This window comes from Blastopirellula marina (genome assembly GCF_002967715.1).
In the GTDB taxonomy this organism is placed as follows: Bacteria; Planctomycetota; Planctomycetia; order Pirellulales; family Pirellulaceae; genus Bremerella; species Bremerella marina_B.
The window spans coordinates 116,026-134,615 of the sequence record NZ_PUIA01000017.1 but is presented as its reverse complement, the minus strand read 5'-3'; the positions used below and the strand labels follow the sequence as shown (position 1 = coordinate 134,615).

Sequence of the window (18,590 nt, the reverse complement as noted above, 5' to 3'; positions counted from 1 at the left end):
CATCCTTGTCGGCGAGGGATCAGCACTAACCGTTACGGCGTGCTTCGATCGTTTTCTGATAGAGTTCAATGTATTGCTGAGCACTGCGATCCCAGGACCAGTCTTGTGCCATACCGGTCTCTACGATCTGCTTCCAGGTTTCAGGCTGTTCTCGATACGTAGTAATGGCGATTTCCAGGATATCCTGCAACGCCTCGGCGGTGTACTCGCGGAAACTGAAGCCGTTGGCTGTGCCTGATTCAAGCGTTGCTGGCGACATATTTGTGATCGTGTCGGCCAAGCCACCGGTCTCGCGAACGACGGGAACGGTGCCGTACTTCAGGCTGTAAAGCTGATTGAGTCCGCATGGCTCGTACAAGCTGGGCATCAGGAACATGTCAGCCCCGGCTTCCACGCGGCGAGCTTTCCCTTCGCAGAACTCGACTTTGACACCGATCTTGTTCGGGTACAACGCGCTCAGTTCTTTCAGCATCGCTTCGTGATGCGGTTCGCCAGTTCCCAGGATCACCCACTGGCAATCGCATGACTTGGCACGATCGCGAATCACCTTGGCGACCAGGTCAAAGCCTTTTTGATCGGCCATACGACCCACCATGCCAATGACAGGTGCCTTGGGATTGGTAGGCAGGTGGAATTCTCTCTGCAGTGCTTCTTTGCACAGTGGCTTGTTCTTCTGCCAATTGCTAACGTCGTACTGCGAGGCGATGTCGTCGTCGGTTGCTGGGTTCCAGCGGGTGTAGTCGACGCCGTTGACAATCCCCTCAAGCACCGAGCGGCGTTCTCGCAAGGCACCTTCCAGGCCACAGCCCATGGGCTGCGATTGAATCTCTTCGGCATATCGTGGGCTGACGGTCGTGATCGCGTCGGCGAACACGATACCGGTCTTCAGGAAGTTCAGATGGCCGTAGAACTCCATCTGATGCATGTTGAAGTATTTCCAGTCGAGCCCTGTCAGCAGCATGTCCCAGTGCCAGAAGTTGCCCTGGTAGGCCATGTTATGAATGGTCAGCACACTGGCGATATCTTCGTAGCCGTGCGTGGCTCGGTACTCGATATTCAAGTAAGCGGGAATCAGGCCGGTTTGCCAATCGTTGCAGTGCAGAAGATCGATCTTCAGATCGAGTAAACGAATCGCTTCCAGTACGCTGCGGCAGAAGAAGACGAATCGTTCGCAGTTGTCTTGGTAGTCGGTGCCTGCTTCACGGTACAGCTCAGGCCGATCGAAATACTCGTCATTCTTGACAAAGTAGATCGGAACATCTGAATTGGGCAAATAGGACTTCAGGAGCTGGCCCGAGGCGATTTGGCCTCCGACAGGGACGTCGAAGTAAATCGGTAGCTCTTCGATGGGTAGCCCGGACTTATAGATATGGCGGAATGCCGGCAGGATCACGGTGACGTTGTCGACCATGCCTTGCAATGCTATTGGCAATGCACCGCCTACATCCGCCAGACCCCCGGTTTTGGCAAATGGATAGACCTCACTGCTGGCAAAAAGAACGTTCAAGGGGGCTCGGCTCCGTGGCGTGGCTATCTTCCGGTTAACAGCGAGGTTGCGTCAAATAATAACACACGAAAACTGCCAAAGGGATAGGCTTGTGAAAAAAGGAGGTTTTCGTTGATTATGGCGATTAGGCTCTCTTGGCGATTGGGGCGCAGGCTCCATTATTAAGACGCATTGGGGGAATTTGCTTTCCCACAACAGCCAGAACTGTCAATTAAAAAAATTTGGGAAGGAGACCGAAGGGAGGTGATGCCTACCATTCGGGTGGGGGAGAGGCAAGCGAATATTCACATAAAGATATGCGTTTAGTAGTTATGGCCGCACTACTTACGTACGTCCAGAACCTCTATTCTACATGCCCAGTTCCAGAGCGGCAATTCGCTAAATTGCCGCGAGCCAACACGAAGATATTACGTCTTATTGCGTAATTGCTCGAGCGAAGATTGCTTTCCGACCACCAGGATGAGTTGATCGCAGCCGAGCGAGTAAGCACCATCGGGGAACATTTCCAGTTTACCCGTCATCGAATCCTTGATGCCCACAACCCACACACCGAACTGCTGACGAAGATTCAGCTGCATCAATGATTTGCCGACCATATCATCGGGGACGGCCACTTCCATGAAACTGTATTCCGGGTCGATTGGCAGAAAGTCGATGATGTTGGGCCAGGTTACGCGGTCGGCCAGCGTAGCGGCGATTTCTGCTTCCGGAAAAATTACCCGCTCCACACCCAGGCTCTTCAGCAACTTGCCGTGATCTTTGCTTACCCCTTTGACGATGATCCGCTTGGCACCTAGCTCCTTCACGTGCAGGGTTGCCAGAAGGGAAGGACTGATGTCCTCGCCCATGCTGATGAATACCCCGTTGGCGTCTTTCAAGTTGAGATGCTGCAGGGTATCGAAGTCGGTCGCGTCAGCGATGATCGCTTCGTAGAGTTCGTCTTTGATATCCTCGACATGCTCGCGATGGCTATCGATACCGGTCACGCGGCAGCCGTTCTTGTTCAGCTGCCGAGCCAATGCTCCACCAAACGTGCCGAGACCCAGGACATAAAAGTGCTTTACAGCTGCCATACGGCTTATCCTATCAAAGGTTCTTCTTTAGGGTATTCGACAAGCGTTTTCCGCTCGGTCATTGATAGAGCCGCGAACACCGAGATCGGTCCGATACGCCCTAGGAACATCAAAACGATAATAATCATCTTTCCCATGTTCGAGAGGGTTCCGGTAAAGCCGGTCGATAAGCCGACCGTTCCCAGTGCTGAAACCACCTCGAAAGCCGCATCGAGAAACAGCCCCTGGCTCTTGGGGTGGGGCGTGCCAGACTGCTCGATGACCAACAGCAACGTCAGCGCTGCGATGGCCACGACCGAGAACAATAGCGCAGTGGCCGTGGCGGCTTGAATTACTTCCCCAGGAATTGTGCGGCGGGCAACGTTGATGCGGCTGGCACCATGAAAGGTTTTCCATGCATGAAGAGCCATGACCATCACGGTTGAGACCTTGAAGCCACCCCCGGTTGAACAGGAGCCGGCACCAATCAGCATCAGCATCATCGAGATGAAGAGCGTCGCGTTGGTAAGGGAAGCTAGATCAATGGTATTGAAGCCAGCCGTCCGGCATGTAACCGAGTGAAAGGCCGAGACAAGAAGCTTCTTGCCCAACGGCATCTCGTACAGAATCCCGTCCCACTCTAACAGCAAAAAGCCGAAGAACCCGGCCAGCAGAAGGAACGCCGTTCCAAAGAGCATGAACTTGGAGTGAATATGCAGGTTTATCCAACCTTCGACGGGTCCTCGCCGCCAGTTCTTGTTCAGGTCCAACAGAACCGGAAAACCAATTCCACCGACGATAATCAGTGCCGAGATCGTGACGTTGACGACGACGTCACCTTGGAAACTCACCAGGCTGTCATCATGCAGCGCGAAACCTGCATTGCAGAACGCTGAAATCGAATGAAACAGGGCGTGCCAAGCGGCCTTGCCGGGATCGTATAGAAACAGATTTCGTGCCAATAGGATCACAAAGCCGATCCCTTCGCTGACAGCCGTGACAATCAAAACGTGCTGCAGAATCCATCTCAGGTCGGCACCGTCACTCGCTCCGAGCGTTTCGGTGAGAATTGCCCGAGCTCGGAGGCTTGGTCTGTTACCCAGGTTGAACATCGTGAAGGTAGTGATCGTCATGATCCCGATTCCGCCGACCTGGATCAAAAACAAAATTGCCAATTGCCCGATGAAGCTGAAATCGTGCGGGGTAGAGCGAACGGCCAGGCCTGTCACGCAACTGGCACTGGTCGCCGTGAAGATGGCATCGATCAGAGTGATCGATTCGGCACCGGATCCGCGCGACATCGACAATGTCAGCACAAAGGTTCCAGCGGCGATTAATCCCAGGTACCAAACGACCAGGTTTCGCGCTGGGTATTTGACGATCGAGCCGGTCAGTTGAGCCATGGCAGCGGTGCCGTTGAAAAACAGTTCAGCCCGACAAAGTGGAAGTGGGTGCTCTCTTTATGCAGCAACACCTATCCGTCGTCAACTTGCGTGGTGGTCTCTTACCTTGTCGTGGAAGAGCCGGTCTGCTCGAGCTGGCCGCCTTGCTCTTGGATCGGAGCAACCGCATTCAAAAGCAGCGGGCAAAACAGCACAACGCTCCCCAGGCACGTTCCAGCCAGAAGATTGCGAAAGAACGGTAAGGCACTGACATAACATTGGATCAGGCCGCTGACGTCCTTGGTGTATTCTGCCAGCGTCAACCAACTGCCGAAATTCGAGACCAGGAAATAAGCCACACTGGCCAGCACGCCCATGCCAATCGGTTTGATCCAGCTGCGATCGTTTCGCAATACGTAACCCAACAGGATCGTACCCAGCAGGCAAAGGTAGTTGAAGGGAGTTCCTGGATAGAACGCCCAGTCGATGTGCCCGGAAGCCAGCCAGATTCCAACGTCACTGGCAATTAAAGCTGCCAACAAAAGGCCGGCCGCTGCGTAGCGATTAGTAAATAACGCCCCTGCGAACATGCCCACTGCCAGGATCGGGGTTAGCGACCAGGGGAAGTTCTGCGAGAACCAGTCATTCTGGGCCCCGATAGCCGTCAAAGCGTAGGGGAGTACCCGCAGCAGGACACAGTAAATCAAGCAGGCACCCACCACGAGCCAGATTCGCAGATGGTGGGTTTGCTTCGCAGGAGATTGGGTGGCCTGAGACATGCCGCAACTCTTGGGTCGTCAACTTAGGGGGAACTTCAATCCCCTAAGTATCAACAACAAACCCCCTTAACGTCAACCTCGCTACGCCTGTTGGCTTACACCATCGGCTCAGGTGGGCCGCTGGTCTTCTTGGGGGAAGCGACTCGCAACAGCCGAAAACCGATGTCCGAGCGAATAAAGCCGTAGAGCCCACCTACGATCAGCACCAATAAAATTGCCGTCAGGACGCGGTTATAGTCGTTTACGATAAAGACCGGCCCTGCGCCAATTTCGGGAAAGGTGGTTGGCGGTACAGGCAAGCCATTCTGCTCGGCAATCTTTGCAGCGTTGACGATGTGAATGACCGGAACCCCTTCCTTGATGAATCGGGGGGCTACGCCGTCAAGCTGGTCGATATTGGGAGGTGGCAATAGGTTGACACCAGTCAGGAACGATTCCTTGCCGAGCGCACGCCCAGTCGAGACAACCCCACCGCCGATGTTGATGTAGCAAGTGATTGGCTTTTGGGCGGCGTATTCGCGGTAAAGCTTCATCCGTTCGTCGGCACTATCCTTCACTCGCTTCTCGATCAGCGGCAGTTTGTTCCTTTCGATCGACTTGCGAATGATCTCGATACCATTATCTGGCAGCCCTAGACCGCGATCGTTGTCGCCGCCGAGCGAAGCTGCGACGCTTCGAGTCTTGATAATCCCTTCTTCGTGCAGGATTCGCTCCATGTCGATCCACAGCAGTTCGGGGATGTTGGCACCCCACTGCGAACTACTACCAGATGCGATCACGATCGGTTTTGCTCCCACGGTTTCCAGGGCAGCAAACATGCAGAGGTTCAGCGCGGGGAACGAGCCGCTAATGCCCACAGCCACGACGTCTCCTTCTTGGACGCCGGTCTCTTTGAGCATGTCGACGAAGATCGCCGCAAAGTTCGGGTTGGCCGAAGCCAGCTTGGATGGCAAGTCGCCCACCATGCTGGTCACCGGCGAGTTGGTTAGCCCCACCATACCGCTGCGGCCTGGGTCGAGCGTCGGATCGATCGCGTATCCCAGTTCAACGCGGGTCAGATACAGCTTTTCCATGCCGCGGGCAGCCAGTTCGGTGGCAGCCAGCTTTTCTTCGTAGTAGCGTGTCTTGCGTTCGACGCGGACATTCTCGACGATCGCCAGCCCGGCCACGGCGACCGAAGCGATCAGCGTGAGAGCCGTACGGGAAACTGTTTTAGGACGCCAGTAAATCTTCTTCACAGATGGAGTTCCGTACCGAAAGCGAGAATAAGGATCAAACGAATCGCGGTCGAAGCAATGAACAGGGCGCTTAGCGTTTCCACCACCCCTTGCCGATCGAGCCAGATGGCGATCAGGCCGGGGATGATATAGCCGATCACCTGGACAGGCTCGGCCGCTTCCAGCGGCTGTTGCACTTGCAGCGCTTGCAGCGGAGCGAGGGCCCAGACCGGCAGGGCATCGAATAGCGAACGCACCAAAAAGCCAACCAGAATCATCAGCACCGTGCGGCGTTTGCCGTACACGATGACGATGTTAGATAGCAGGTGAATCAGGAAGAACGTCAGCAGCGCGGCGACGACCGTCATGCTGACATTCACTGGCTGATCCAAGAACAACGCAAAGTAGCCTGGCACCACCATACCACCGGCGGCCAGTCCGAAGAGCTCGGAAAATATGAGGCTGACCGCCAGGCCAACCCCGATCGCAACTGTAATAATCCCCGTCATTTAAAAGTCTTCTGTGTACTGCGATTTGCGAAGTAGCGAACGACGTCGAGGCCGACGCCACCAATGTTTGCGATCCCCATGATCAGCGATGTCTTGCCTGAGTATTCCAAGAGGGTCTCGAAAATGTCAGGTGCCGGCAGGTCTTCGGCGAACACCAGCTTCAGCGGATCGATACCCGCTTCGGTGGCTGTTTTGGCGAAGATATACGTCCCGGTACCGATCAGCACGTAAAAGTCAGCCGGCGGCCACTTGGTGACCGACTGCCCTAATTGCTGCGAGCGGTCTGGCCGGTCTTGGCGGCAGTTGACCACCATCACGCGACGTTCCACTTCCGGATAGCGTTCCAGAGCCATCTTCCAGATACGTTCGGTCGACTCTGGATCGTTTGCGGCAAAACCGTTGACGAAGTGGATCTTGCGACCGAAGAAGTCCATCTCGTGGGCGGTCATCGCGCCTGGATCTGGCTTGGCTTCCCACATACCCCGCAGCGCCGTTGCCCGGTCGACACCCAGGTCGGCACATACACGCAGGGCCAGTGCCACGTTCTCGGCATGTTCCACATACATGAAGCCGGCCAGGTCCAGCGGAGTGATCTGTTCGACATCTTGTTCGGTGATGGCGATCAACTGCGTGCCGCGGTCTTTGCTGGCGTGGGCGAAGACATCCAGGTGGTCGCGCTCGGCGGTGAACAGCTTGGTTTTTACCGGCACCATGCCAGCCAGCGCCCAGGCCACGTCCTTTTCGGTCGGCCCCATCACGTCGAGGTGGTCTTCGCGAGCGTTGGTAATCACGCCGTGGGTTGCCCGCACCAGCTTGTTTTCGCACAGCCACTGCAAGTTGGGACGCAGGGCCATGCACTCGATGACCAAGGCCTCTGCTTCAAATTCGACGGCCATGTCGACAATGCGGACCTGTTCGATGACGTTGGCCTTCGAGGGGCGAAACACCGGGTACTCGGTCCCACTGGGAACAATCATCCGGGGAAGCGTGCCGGTTGTTTTGCAGCATGTTCGCATGCCGGAAGCACGCAGGCCGGCCGCTATCAGTCGGGCCACGCTTGACTTGCCGCGGGTGCCGTTCACGTGCACGCGAATGGGGATCTTGGCGAGCTTCTGCCGATGTCGGTACAGCTCCCAGATCCCGTACCCGATCAATAGACCGGTGGTGATCAATAGAACAATCGTTGCCATGGGGCCTAGGCGATGGGGTGCCTAAAGGTCCTCGGAGAGTCACGGTTCGCGATAAGGGGCATCCCGAGGACCGCCCTACCACTAAGCACTGGTGTGTGCTGGAAATCACCGCGAGAACGATCGACCCGTTCCGCCTGAAACGCGCCTGAACCGGACTGATTTGGGGGAGGGGAGAAGCCCTCTTAGAAATACAGTCCGCTGTCGATTTCGGAAGTATGTATCGTTTTTCGTAGGCGTCAACTGGAGGAAATCTCCCTGGCCTGAAAAATAACCAACAATGTGACCTTCCGCAGGAACGCTTCCTACGCGAAGAGCCCCAGATGGTTCACCACCTGGGGCTCTTGCTCGGTTTTTTTGAAATTGTTAACCGAAGATTATTTGATCAGGTAGTTCTTCCCCCGCAGCCAGACCATCAGTGTCTCGTTGGCCCGCTGCTGTGATAGCACCTGGTTCTCCTCCTTGGTGTTCTTGGCCACCAGGTCGAAGTACTCTTTGCTGAACCGCTTGATCTCGACGATCTCAGACTTGTTCCTGGTCAGCTTGACCGCTGACTCTTCGTCCATCCACATATTTTCGCGGAAGAAGAGGGTCTTGTTGCCGACGTTCCGAACCGAATCGACCACCTTGTATTCATCCGTTTCCGTATCCTGAACGGCCATGCCCAGGCCTCCATAACCACCGGCACCAGTTGCCAGTCCGCTGGCCGAACTTGCTTGGTCTGCTGCCGCCTTTAAAGCAGGGGCAGACTCCGCCGCCGGAGCATTCTGAGCGTTCTGGAATCGCTGCTTGAAGCCGCGCTGCAGGAACGCGGACCGTCCCGACGTTTCGGCCAGCTTCTCGGTTTCGGCTCGCAACCGGCTCAGGCTGTTCGCTCCGCCGAAGCGAGCGTCGGCCAGCTCTCGGACCGATTGGTTCTCGTCAGCCAGGAAGCTGGTGTATGGCGTCAAGATACCGTGATCGGTGGAAAGCTTCACCAGTTCCGTCATCAACTCGTCGTTCTGGCCGTGCAGGTCCATCTCGTCGATGATCTCACCGATCCGGCGAATGGCCCACAGCTTCTCGACGAATGCGTTCGACTGGTCGTTGCTCTCGCTGACGAATTCTGCTGGGAAGTCGAACTTCTCCTGCTCGCCGTTCACTGTCCCAGTAATGGTGATCTTGGCCTTGCCTGCCTTCTTGTACCGTCCCACTTGAACCAACTGCTCGCCGTCAAACAGATCGACCACTTCCTTGGGCAGCAGGCGATTGACAAAGTTCTGTCCGCCCTCTTCCAGGTCGAACTTGATCTTCACGTTGGTCATCACCGGGGCGTTGATCTTGCGGTACAGCCGAGCGACGTGTTCTTCCAAATCTTCATCAGGACGCACGTACTGGCTTTGTCCTTTGATCTCACGTGAAAGCCGGTCCATCAGGCGGCTGTTGACGTCGAAGCCAACTCCGAAGTTAATCATCCGCGCATCGTAGTTGTTGTGGCTCTTGGCGTTCTCGACAATCTTCATCTCATTCGTTTCGCCATGCGTTGGGCGACCGTCGGAGAGGAACAAGATATAGCATGGCCGGTCGTCCTCTTGCACCATTTTCATGGCCGCTGATAGCGCGCCGTCGATGTTCGTGCTTCCGCCTGCGTACAAACCATCGACAAAGCCAATTGCTTCCGAGATGCTCTCTTTGCCGGCGCTCTGAAGTTCCGGCTTGAAGCTCTCGACATCGCTGTCGTAGGCGATGATGTTGAACAGGTCTTTCTCGTTCAAATGGTTCAGCACGTACTTAGCGGCCTCGCGTGCCTGGTCCATCTTTTCGCCGCTCATACTGCCAGAGCGATCGACCACAAATAGCACCGTCTTCTTCACCGCTTCTGCCGCGTCGTCACGCGGAGGTGGCGATGCGAGCATCAGGAAGAAGCCTTCCCCGTGCTTGTCAGGGCGGTAGCTAAGCACGCTGGCCGAGAGCTTCTGATTGTTGCTCTCGAAGAACAAACGGAAGTCGTTGCTGGGGATGTAGTTCTCTTTCTCGAACTTGACGACGGCCCGCTTGTTGCCGTTCCGCTGGATGTCGACCTCGTGCGTGGGGCTGTAGATACTCTTCAGCTTCTGGCTCGCTTCAATGGCCAGGCGAACCTTGACCTTCTCGACCGGTCGGTCGGTGTACTTGGCCGTCGACAGTGGGAAGAGGAAGTCGGTCAGCCGGCCATCCTTCTTTAGCAGCTGCGTATAGGTGATGTTCACTTCCCGGCTCGCCCCGGCCGGAACTGGGAAGACGCTTGTCTGGAACATACCGGTACCGGTCCATTCCAACAGGGCCGGGTCTTTGTTCGAGCGAACGATCGATTCGTAAACCTCGCGGGCCTTATCCTTGGGAAGCAGCTTCGCCGGGAATTCCTTGCCGTCGACCATCAGCGTCAGGCTGTCGATCGCCCCGTCGTACGGTAGAGGAAAGAGGAACGAGACCTCCATCTGGCGGCTGCCGGTGTTGGTAAACTCCTGGGCCACTTGCACTTGCGCGACTTGGTCTTTAATGTTCGCGTTCAATTCCAGCTTCGAGATCTTGTACGAAAGCTCAGGCTGGGGTGTCGGCATCGGCCTTGGAATCGGGCGCGGCAACGGATGCGGGTGCGGGTGATGGATCACGATCACCCCCTGAGCCGACGCGATGCTGGCCGAAAATGCGAGACAAAGTACTGTCAGAAAAGAAGTTGCGAGAAGTGCTGTCCGAGTCATGGGGGAGTCTCCCAAGCGAAGAAGTACATAGCCTGTTCTTCAGTGAGACGAAGCTCCCAGCAGTCCGGTTTTAAAGAACTGGCAGCTTTTCTTAGGCGGCCTTCTTACCAGCTTTGGCCGACTGCTTCTGATAGAGGATCGCATTGCCTTCCTTGCCGACGATACCCAAAGCGCCGGTCTTTCGCAGCGTGTAGACCATCTTCTGGGCGATCCACCGTGGTCGCTGCAGGCCAGCCGCTACGTCGCCGGTGTGGAACTGCTTCGGCAGGCCAGCCGGCAGCAGTTTCAGCAGGTCGGACGCCTTGCGGAAGCGATGGGCCGAGACGATCTCGGTCAGGGTTTGATCTTCGACGACGAAATCGTTCTCGCGTTTTCGGCGGCGTTTACCGTGCCCGGGGTAGCGGATCTCTTCAATTTCGACCAGCGGAATCTCAAGGGTCAGGTTCTCGTGCGGGAACACATTGGTGAAGTGAACCAGTTCCTCGAACACGCTATACACATCGCACCGCTTGGGGCTGTAGCGAGCCGAAACGATCTGGCCCCCTTTCTTATCGCGGCGAACGACCTTCTTCCGAGCCACGATCGGCTTTACGACCCGCACTTTGTGGTTGTCGCACAGCTCGCGAATCTTATCCCGAATGGCCGCCAGGCCAGACCACTGCACCTCGATCAATTGCCCGCGAGCCACCGCATCGATGATATACCGCCCCAACCGAACCTCCGTCTCGGCCTTCTTGCCGGCATAGTGAGCCTTCAGAGCTTTATGAAGTGAGGTTTCCATCCGTGGAAGCATTTTGGCTAAATGAGAATATCCGCCCGACTGTATCATGTCGCAATTAATCTGGTTACGATCCTATAACCAAAATCGGAATGCAAGCATAGGCGTATTCTGCAAGAGTCACCGAAAGGGATCAAATTGGATGCCAGAAAACCAGATATCGAAATTCGAAGAGTTTGCGAAGAAGCATCCGCAAACGACGGCACTGTCGGATCATCCTCTTGGGGCGGAGCATGAATGGCTAGATCGCTTTAACTTCCCATTTCAGCTTGGCGCAATCTACGACATTATTCGAAGTAACGACACCAAGACGCCGCTGTCTATCGGGATTTACGGAGACTGGGGAACAGGCAAGACATCGGCAATGAAGTGGCTCGATGGTCTTTTGGGTGTTTGGAACGAGAACCTCCCTAATGGACAGGCCAAGGTAATTCCGGTTTGGTTTTATCCGTGGAAGTATCAAACACGTGATGACGTATGGCGAGGAATAGTTGCCGAAGTCATCATTGCGACGATGAATGTTGAGCATGCTTCGCCGGAGCGAGTGTTCTTTGCGGTCAAGCGATTTGGTGCCTTTCTGGGAAGGTCGTTTGTACGTGCACTCTCAACGCTGAAAGTCAAGGCAAAGGATCCAACGGGTGTATTCGAGGGTGAAGCAGCATGTCAGCCGCTCGAAAAGATATTGGAAGATTATCAAGACTTGAATCATCCCGAGCGTGCTTTGCTCAATCGTTTCGAGCAGATGCTCACGAACTGGGTTAGAGAGAGTCTTGCTAACAATGAGCGAATCGTTTTATTTGTCGATGATCTAGACCGTTGTCTTCCTGAGGTTACGCTTGAAGTCTTGGAAGCGATAAAGCTTTACCTCAATATTCCTGGCCTGATATTTGTTGTTGGTCTTGATCGGTCGGTTGTTGAGTCGGTAGTCGTAAGGCATTACGACACTCAAGGGGTCGGAGAAGAAAAGGCCCGAGAATACTTGGCTAAAATGTTCCAGGTTGATGTCAATCTTTTCAGAATGCAACATGACATCGAAAACTTTCTTAGTGAGTTGCTCGAGCGGTTTTCGGCTTACAAGGAGCATGTTTCATCGGATGCAAAAAACATATTCAGCAAATGCTTTGTGCAGTTTTCAGGCGATAGTCCGCGTGAGGTAAAAAGGGTGATTAATGCGGCGATGATTGCTGCTCGCGGTTGGACAATTTTTGACATGGGTGAAGGTGAGGATTCATTGACCTTCGAGGAGGGGCTGCAGCGGCATTTCATAAGGCTGCAACTTACCAAGAACGGGGAAGGTCGGTTGCTATCGAGAAGTGACGGTAACGAATTCCTACATGCCTGGTCTGTAATTGTGTCGAATCCGGCGTTCCCGAAAGGTTTGACGGAAGAGAATTTTCAGTCGTCGTCTGACTCGCTTGATGTTGCCGATCGTGAGGAATTCGTGGAGCAAGGGATTCCCGGTGAAAGGGAGTATGCGGAGCTGTGGGTTAAGTACGCAAGTTATCGCTGCCTTCTGAAGGATAAGTTTCTCGGAGATATCCTAAGCGTATGCGAGTTCCGGACAACGGGAGAACTAATTTCCCAAGAATCACGCACGCCTTCCGTTCGCGTGAGTGGCAGGCAACATGTAATGATCTTGTGTTCGTCCAGCAACATAAGTCAAGCCAAGGAGATCGACGCCTACTTACATCGGCGAGGTTGTTCAACTTACGGAATGAAGTTTGAGTTGGATAGGAAGTATGAATCTCGCAAAGAATTTGCGGAGAGGGTCAGTGTTATAATTGAGCAGATCAAAGCAAAGAGAAAGGGACGTCCTGTTCATGAGTTTGGCATGGTGTTGATCGTTGACCGAGAGTTAGCAAGAGATGAGAATTGGGAACTTGTGAAGAAGGTCGTAGATGACTGCTCGTTGATGAATATTCGAATGGTCGGCGTCATAAATGATGATGTAGATGATGAGTGTATAGCGGACCTTCAAGGGAATTGTGTTGGTTTGTACATTGGTTTTGATAATGACTCCGCTGCATTCGAGGCGGGGGTGGACCTATTCGATATGGGTAGATGATTACTCATTGCCTTAATATTTGGTTGGTTTTTGGGAGTTCGCGAATTTTCGAATGCCATGTCGTTGGCAATTTGGTGTGAGAAAAAATGAAGATCGTCTTGCCACTGAGGACGTTGTCCCCGGTACGGTGTTTGAGTCTTTTTCTTGTTGATTTGGCTCTTGTCGATGCCAGACGGCAACAGGCAGCCACTATAGTGGCGGTCAATTGCTATGGACGATTACCTGCCATCGGTACCAACACCTACCCCCGAGTAAACTCCCCCTTCGCAATAAACTCCCACTCTTCGTAATCGAAAGAGCGTTTGGCTTGGTCGGGTTCCAGACGCATCCAGATTCCGCGCGTCAGGTCGTACATCTCGATGTACTGGGGCGTGCGACGGGTTTCGCGGAAGCGGTAGATGTTGTCGCCGGTGATGCGCTGGGTCCAGTCGAGTCCGGTGTGGTTGAACTCGCGGCGTCGCCCTCGCTGGTCGTTCTCGATGACGAACTGCTCGAACGGTAAGCTGCCTGGTGGACGGGCTTTCGTTTTCGGGTCGTTGGCAACCTGAAGCACTCCGAGCCCTTGGGCCAGCGTGTTGGCTTCGAACTTGAGGGAGTTGGGGTGATCGCCCCCTGCGAACTTCTTGATGGCGTCGACGGCGATCTTGGTTTCCGCTGGTGGGATTGGGTTGTCCTGCATGTTGTCGACGAACTGGCGAAAGCCTCGCACGCCTAGCTTCTGCGTCTCGACATCGTTACTGGTGACCAGCGAGGTTAGCCCTTCGAGCCAATATCGTCCCCAGGCCGGATGTTTTTCATGCGGCCGGAATGTTTGATCCCCAGTTAGTCTCTTGCCGTTTTGCAACTGGACGAGTTGCTGCTCGATGTGGTTGATCAGTTGTTCTTCTTCGTCGACGACGTTCTCTGCGTACTGATTGGGGAAATCATCGGCCCAAGCCCTCTCGGCGGTGATGCCAACGTGAATGGATATTCCAACCAACAGTCCCAGCGCAAGAGACGACGTGCTCGTCCAGATTCGTTTTGTCATAGTCAGTTGCAAATGAGATCGAAGAGAAGAGGAGGAGGCGAGTGTTCCCACTGACTTGCTATCGGTAATAACGCCTACCGCTGAGTAATCTCTCCCTTGCCGATCAGCTTCCAATTCTCGCGATCGAAAGACCACTTGGCCTGATCGACTTCCAGGCGGACCCAAAGGGCTCGATCGAGGGCATACATTTCGATGAACTGGGGCGTGCGGCGAATTTCGCGGAAGCGATTCTCGCCGCTTCCTTTCTTGCGTTCAAGCCACCCCATGTCGAATTGTCGGAACTCGGTGGAACGACCTTGTTCATCCTTCTCAATCGTAAACGTTTTGAAGTACAAGCTACCTGGCTGCCAGGCTTCGGTTTGAGGGTCGTTGGCGACCTGCAATACGGCCAGGTCTTTGGCCAGGATGCTGGCCTCTTTCTTGATTGGCTCGGGTTGATCACCCGCAGCAAGCTTGTTTAACGCATCGACTGCGGTCTGGGTCTCTTCCGGTGGGAGGGGGCAGGCCCGCAAGTTATCGACAAAATCGCGAAAGCCTTGGACGCCAAGCTTCTGCGTCTCAGCATTATCGCTGGTGACCAGCGAGGTGAGCCCGCGGAGCCAATACCCTCCCCAGGCCGAATGCTTGTTGTGCGGCCAGAGCGATTTGCTTCGCGTTAGTCGCTTGCCTGTTTGCAGCAGGTTGATTTGCTGCTCGACAAGGGCGGCAAGCACTTTTTCTTCGTCAGCCAGTTCCTGTTCGTACTCTATTGTTTTACCTACGAATGCTTTTACGGCGTACGTCTGATAGACACGATCCGCCCAGGCCTTGGCGTATTCTCCCATATCGTCGTAGATGTTGGCCCGATTGTCGTAGTTGTTGCCACCCATTTCGATGGAGGTTGTCAGGTCGGCGAGCGCTCCTTGGAAGTCGCCGACGTCCCCTTTCAGCATCCCGCGGAAACGTGGCCAGTCGGAGTTGTTGGGCTCGAGTTCCATGACCTTGTCGTAGACAGCCAGCGCATCGTCGTAGCGCTTGAGCGCCTTGTACGACTCGATCAGGTTGTCATACCCGTCAACGCTGTTGGGTTTGATTTTCAGGTAGGTCTTCCAGTCGTCAATCGCCTTTTCGTGCTCGCCCATCCGCGTGTAGATCGCCGCTCTCATACCGATTCGCGATTCCGCGCGAGGGTTGAATTCCATGTACTTGGTCGCGTCGCTCAAGGCCAGGTCGAACTTGTCGAGAAATCGATAAGCCGCACTTCGATATGAATACATGCACTCGGAGTCGGGTTCGTGCCACAATACGAAGGTTGCGTGGCGAATGACCTCCTCGCTCTTACCAAGGGAGTGCAGCACTCGCACGTAGTGATAGCGGGCTAGAACCCAGTCGGGATCGATGTCGACCACGATTTTCAAATCCTCGAGGGCTTGGCGATAATTTCCGTAAGACCCTTTCACGCCCATCAGCAAATAGCCACGGTTAAAGCGGGCCATCTTGTGGCGAGGCTCTATGGCAATGACCTTCGAGAAATCACGGTACGCTTCCTGGGTCTTCCATTGATCGATATACAGCTTGCCTCGCGCGTACAACATTTCCGTGTTATCTGGTTCCAACTGTACTGCTTCGTTCAAATCCGCTTCGGCTTCGTCGAACTGATTCAGGCTGTAATACAGCTTGCCCCGCTGGGCCAGTTGTTCGGCCGATTTCCCTTTCCGCTTCATGAACTGCGTCAGGTCGCTGATTGCTCCTTCGCGCTGGTCGATCTCGGCTCGGATTCTGGCCCGTGTCAGCCACAAGTTCGGATCGTCGAGCGAGGTCTGCAATTTGGCCGTCAGGCGATCGATCTCGGCCTGGCGAAGTTCGCGAACCTGCTTTTCTCGCCGCTGGGCGTCCGTTTGCTCTTGTTCTGCTTTGACTTCATCCGGCGTTTTCTCTTGCGGATTCTTGTCCAGCGGCCCGACCAGCTCTTCAATCGAAGGCCGATTCTCGCCATCGGTCGGTTCGCAATTGGCTGCCCAGGCCTGGCGAGTGTTGCTGCCAATAAGACCAATAAGAAGAGTGAAGGAAAGAAACGGTGCAATAATCCAGAAGCGTTTCGTCATGGTCAGTGGCAAATGGAATCAGAAAAAAGAAGAGGGGGGGCAATGCTCCCAGGGTAGGGGGGCTGGGCATCGATTGCAAGTAAAACGTCCCTGGCTTTCTCCTGCGGACAGACGGCTGATTTCTGGGAAGTTCGCGTCGCGCAATTTCAGTCGATATGATTTCATCGATATCAGTCTTATCTGGCCTGTCATATGAGAGGGCCCTACTGGTATCCGACATCCGTTATCGCTTGCAGCTTGGGGCAATAATTCCGGCTCGGCGACGAATACCTGGGTGGAAGTTTCATTCCCTTGTTCCTTGAGTCTCTATCGATGAATCTCATTCCCCTTAACTGCCGCAACTGTGGTGCTCCGCTTCAGGTGCCAAGCGACCTGAAGCATGTTACCTGCATGCACTGCGGGACACAGTTGGCCGTCGTGCATGAAGGGGGAGCGGCCTATACCGAGAAACTCGATGCGCTGACCGAGCGGACGGACCAGATCGAGGACAAACTGGCCGTGCTGCATCGCGAGCAAAAGCTGGCGGCTCTTGATCGGGAATGGGACAAGGCCCAAGAGGGATTCAAAGTCCGGCGAAAAGATGGTTCGACTTACCTGCCATCCAAAGCAGGCAGCGTCCTGGCTGGCGTTCTTGGGGTAGGTGTCGGGCTGTTCATCATAATGATCGGAATCGGGATGCCAGGGGGCAGTCCTGGTGGGATGTTTGTGCTGTTTGGCTTCGTGGCCATGTTCCTCGGCGTGGGAGGTACCGTCTGGCAGTACCACCGTGCCGATGCCTACGAACAGGCCAAAAGCCGCTATGAGCAACGCCGCCAACAAATCAGACGCGGCTAAAGCACGATAAGCCGAAGTCACGTTGCTGGTTTCCATTCGGAAAAAACTTAGAAAGCGGCAATTTGAATTTACCAAAAGGGGGGAGCTCTTGGTGGTGGATTGATTGACTCTATTCAGGTGATATGGTTTTGTGGTGTATTGAGGAATGTTGCGCATTTCGCCATAGCATTTGAGGTGTTTTGTTATTATGCCTTAAGGCTTGTTTATGGGTGTTCGTTTTCCGCAATAGTTGAAAATAAGCATTCACAAAGGAGATCCCGTCTAAACTGGGGGTTTCTTATCTCAACAAAATAGAGAATCATTGCCGATATCTGTTCTATGCCTTGCTGGTTATTGGAACGGACCAGCCAAACCTCGTCCTTTTCTTCTCTTCCTAATATGTGCTGGAGGCTCTTCTGATGTTCCGTTACGCGCTTCGGAAACGTGGTTTTACTCTCGTGGAGCTCTTGGTGGTGATCGCCATTATCGGTGTGCTGATTGCCCTGTTGTTACCGGCCGTGCAGCAGGCTCGCGAAGCCGCTCGGCGAATGCAGTGCACCAACAATCTGAAACAGATTGGCATCGCGATGCACAACTTCCACGATACCTACAAGAAAATCGTCCCCATGAGTACAGAAGACTACGGGACTGAGGATACCCACGGTAACTGGGGCTGGGCCGTCGACCTGATGCCGTTTTTAGAGTTGAGCAACAACTACGATGCTTTGAATCCGTCCTATGGCAACGACAAGAACAGCTACTGGCCGTACAACAACACTTCCCCCAAAAACATTCTGCACAATGCGGTGACCAACGCGACGCTGCTGGCGATCATGCAGCAACCGGTCGACGCGTTCATGTGCCCCTCGACGGCTGGGCCAGAGCTGAACGAATCGAAGCCGATTCCTTACAACAGCGGCAACGGCACGACCTACCTGGCTCGCTCCGACTATCTGGTTGCCAACGATGCCGACCAAATCACGCGCGACAAGTGTGACGGTACGTTTGTTTGGACGCGGTACGATGCGCCAATTACCTTCGCCAGCGTGACCGACGGTTTGTCGAATACGATTTTCGTAGGCGAACGCTGCTATACTCTGGGGGGAGAACTGATTGGTAGTGGGGTCGTTTATGGCCACGCCGGAAACAACGACGGTTCCGGTAGTGGAGCCACGACGACCGGGTTCTTCTACGTCGCGGGTAGTGGTTTGCTGCCGATCAACTCGACCACTGGTGCTTCCAATGGGCATCGCCAAGGCTTCGCCTCGAATCACCCAGGGGGTGCTAATTTCGTGTTGGGGGATGGCTCGGTTCGTTTTATCGCTGAGACGATAGATCACAACACCGACGATGCCGCCAACAGCACGTTCGAGAACCTACTTCAACGCAACGACGGCGTGCCGCTGAGCAACTTCTAATCGCCGGTATCGGTTTGGGTTTTTGGGAGACAACCTGCGCGGTCGGCAACGC

At 54.5% G+C, this 18,590-nt stretch carries 14 protein-coding genes; 3 read left to right on the top strand and 11 right to left on the bottom strand.

Annotation, left to right across the window (positions count from 1 at the left end; all coding sequences use genetic code 11):
* Positions 1-25 precede the first annotated feature (25 nt).
* The 9 genes from glgA to C5Y96_RS06450 all read right to left on the bottom strand — a co-directional run bounded on the left by glgA (position 26) and on the right by C5Y96_RS06450 (position 11,134).
* Complete coding sequence (gene glgA, locus C5Y96_RS06490) at positions 26-1,507, bottom strand: glycogen synthase GlgA (protein ID WP_105351133.1); 1,482 nt, start codon at positions 1,505-1,507, stop codon at positions 26-28.
* A 407-nt stretch (positions 1,508-1,914) separates the two neighbouring features.
* Positions 1,915-2,580 carry a potassium channel family protein gene (locus C5Y96_RS06485; protein ID WP_105351130.1) on the bottom strand — a complete coding sequence of 222 codons (666 nt, stop codon included), beginning with the start codon at positions 2,578-2,580 and terminating at the stop codon, positions 1,915-1,917.
* A 5-nt stretch (positions 2,581-2,585) separates the two neighbouring features.
* The gene (locus C5Y96_RS06480; protein WP_105351128.1) at positions 2,586-3,962 is read right to left on the bottom strand and encodes a TrkH family potassium uptake protein; all 1,377 of its coding nucleotides are present in this window, start codon (positions 3,960-3,962) and stop codon (positions 2,586-2,588) included.
* Positions 3,963-4,063: 101 nt separating this feature from the next.
* Positions 4,064-4,720, bottom strand: a complete 657-nt coding sequence (locus C5Y96_RS06475; RefSeq protein ID WP_105351125.1) for a DUF6580 family putative transport protein — start codon at positions 4,718-4,720, stop codon at positions 4,064-4,066.
* A 95-nt stretch (positions 4,721-4,815) separates the two neighbouring features.
* Entirely contained in the window at positions 4,816-5,958 is a 1,143-nt protein-coding gene (pgsW, locus tag C5Y96_RS06470; RefSeq protein WP_158261118.1) for a poly-gamma-glutamate system protein, read from the bottom strand.
* On the bottom strand, positions 5,955-6,446 hold the full coding sequence (pgsC, locus tag C5Y96_RS06465; RefSeq protein WP_105351120.1) for a poly-gamma-glutamate biosynthesis protein PgsC: 492 nt from the start codon (positions 6,444-6,446) through the stop codon (positions 5,955-5,957). Before pgsC ends, pgsW begins: the two co-directional genes overlap by 4 nt.
* Positions 6,443-7,636 carry a poly-gamma-glutamate synthase PgsB gene (pgsB, locus tag C5Y96_RS06460; RefSeq protein ID WP_105351118.1) on the bottom strand — a complete coding sequence of 398 codons (1,194 nt, stop codon included), beginning with the start codon at positions 7,634-7,636 and terminating at the stop codon, positions 6,443-6,445. Before pgsB ends, pgsC begins: the two co-directional genes overlap by 4 nt.
* A 374-nt stretch (positions 7,637-8,010) precedes the next feature.
* A complete protein-coding gene (locus C5Y96_RS06455; protein WP_105351116.1) occupies positions 8,011-10,353 on the bottom strand; it encodes a VIT domain-containing protein in 2,343 nt (780 codons plus the stop codon).
* Between the two features lie 91 nt (positions 10,354-10,444).
* Complete coding sequence (locus tag C5Y96_RS06450) at positions 10,445-11,134, bottom strand: hypothetical protein (RefSeq protein ID WP_105351114.1); 690 nt, start codon at positions 11,132-11,134, stop codon at positions 10,445-10,447.
* 139 nt (positions 11,135-11,273) lie between these two features.
* Here C5Y96_RS06450 and C5Y96_RS06445 point away from each other — a divergent pair, with 139 nt between their 5' ends.
* A complete protein-coding gene (locus C5Y96_RS06445; RefSeq protein ID WP_158261117.1) occupies positions 11,274-13,196 on the top strand; it encodes a P-loop NTPase fold protein in 1,923 nt (640 codons plus the stop codon).
* Positions 13,197-13,437: 241 nt separating this feature from the next.
* Here the strand turns inward: C5Y96_RS06445 and C5Y96_RS06440 are convergent, their stop codons facing one another.
* Both C5Y96_RS06440 and C5Y96_RS06435 read right to left on the bottom strand, forming a co-directional pair.
* A complete protein-coding gene (locus C5Y96_RS06440; protein ID WP_105351109.1) occupies positions 13,438-14,223 on the bottom strand; it encodes a hypothetical protein in 786 nt (261 codons plus the stop codon).
* Between the two features lie 74 nt (positions 14,224-14,297).
* Complete coding sequence (locus tag C5Y96_RS06435; protein WP_146115542.1) at positions 14,298-16,307, bottom strand: tetratricopeptide repeat protein; 2,010 nt, start codon at positions 16,305-16,307, stop codon at positions 14,298-14,300.
* A 312-nt stretch (positions 16,308-16,619) separates the two neighbouring features.
* Here C5Y96_RS06435 and C5Y96_RS06430 point away from each other — a divergent pair, with 312 nt between their 5' ends.
* Complete coding sequence (locus tag C5Y96_RS06430) at positions 16,620-17,141, top strand: hypothetical protein (RefSeq protein ID WP_105351103.1); 522 nt, start codon at positions 16,620-16,622, stop codon at positions 17,139-17,141.
* Between the two features lie 398 nt (positions 17,142-17,539).
* Positions 17,540-18,538, top strand: coding sequence for a DUF1559 domain-containing protein (locus C5Y96_RS06425; protein ID WP_105351101.1), 999 nt, complete (start codon positions 17,540-17,542; stop codon positions 18,536-18,538).
* Positions 18,539-18,590: the final 52 nt, after the last annotated feature.

Excerpts from the sequence above, each read along its gene's own strand:
- C5Y96_RS06485 (WP_105351130.1), bottom strand. The coding sequence starts at position 2,580 with ATGGCAGCTGTAAAGCACTTTTATGTCCTGGGTCTCGGCACGTTTGGT.
- C5Y96_RS06480 (WP_105351128.1), bottom strand. The coding sequence starts at position 3,962 with ATGGCTCAACTGACCGGCTCGATCGTCAAATACCCAGCGCGAAACCTG.
- C5Y96_RS06475 (WP_105351125.1), bottom strand. The coding sequence starts at position 4,720 with ATGTCTCAGGCCACCCAATCTCCTGCGAAGCAAACCCACCATCTGCGA.
- pgsC (WP_105351120.1), bottom strand. The coding sequence starts at position 6,446 with ATGACGGGGATTATTACAGTTGCGATCGGGGTTGGCCTGGCGGTCAGC.
- pgsB (WP_105351118.1), bottom strand. The coding sequence starts at position 7,636 with ATGGCAACGATTGTTCTATTGATCACCACCGGTCTATTGATCGGGTAC.
- C5Y96_RS06455 (WP_105351116.1), bottom strand. The coding sequence starts at position 10,353 with ATGACTCGGACAGCACTTCTCGCAACTTCTTTTCTGACAGTACTTTGT.
- C5Y96_RS06450 (WP_105351114.1), bottom strand. The coding sequence starts at position 11,134 with ATGGAAACCTCACTTCATAAAGCTCTGAAGGCTCACTATGCCGGCAAG.
- C5Y96_RS06445 (WP_158261117.1), top strand. The coding sequence starts at position 11,274 with ATGCCAGAAAACCAGATATCGAAATTCGAAGAGTTTGCGAAGAAGCAT.
- C5Y96_RS06440 (WP_105351109.1), bottom strand. The coding sequence starts at position 14,223 with ATGACAAAACGAATCTGGACGAGCACGTCGTCTCTTGCGCTGGGACTG.
- C5Y96_RS06435 (WP_146115542.1), bottom strand. The coding sequence starts at position 16,307 with ATGACGAAACGCTTCTGGATTATTGCACCGTTTCTTTCCTTCACTCTT.
- C5Y96_RS06430 (WP_105351103.1), top strand. The coding sequence starts at position 16,620 with ATGAATCTCATTCCCCTTAACTGCCGCAACTGTGGTGCTCCGCTTCAG.
- C5Y96_RS06425 (WP_105351101.1), top strand. The coding sequence starts at position 17,540 with ATGTTCCGTTACGCGCTTCGGAAACGTGGTTTTACTCTCGTGGAGCTC.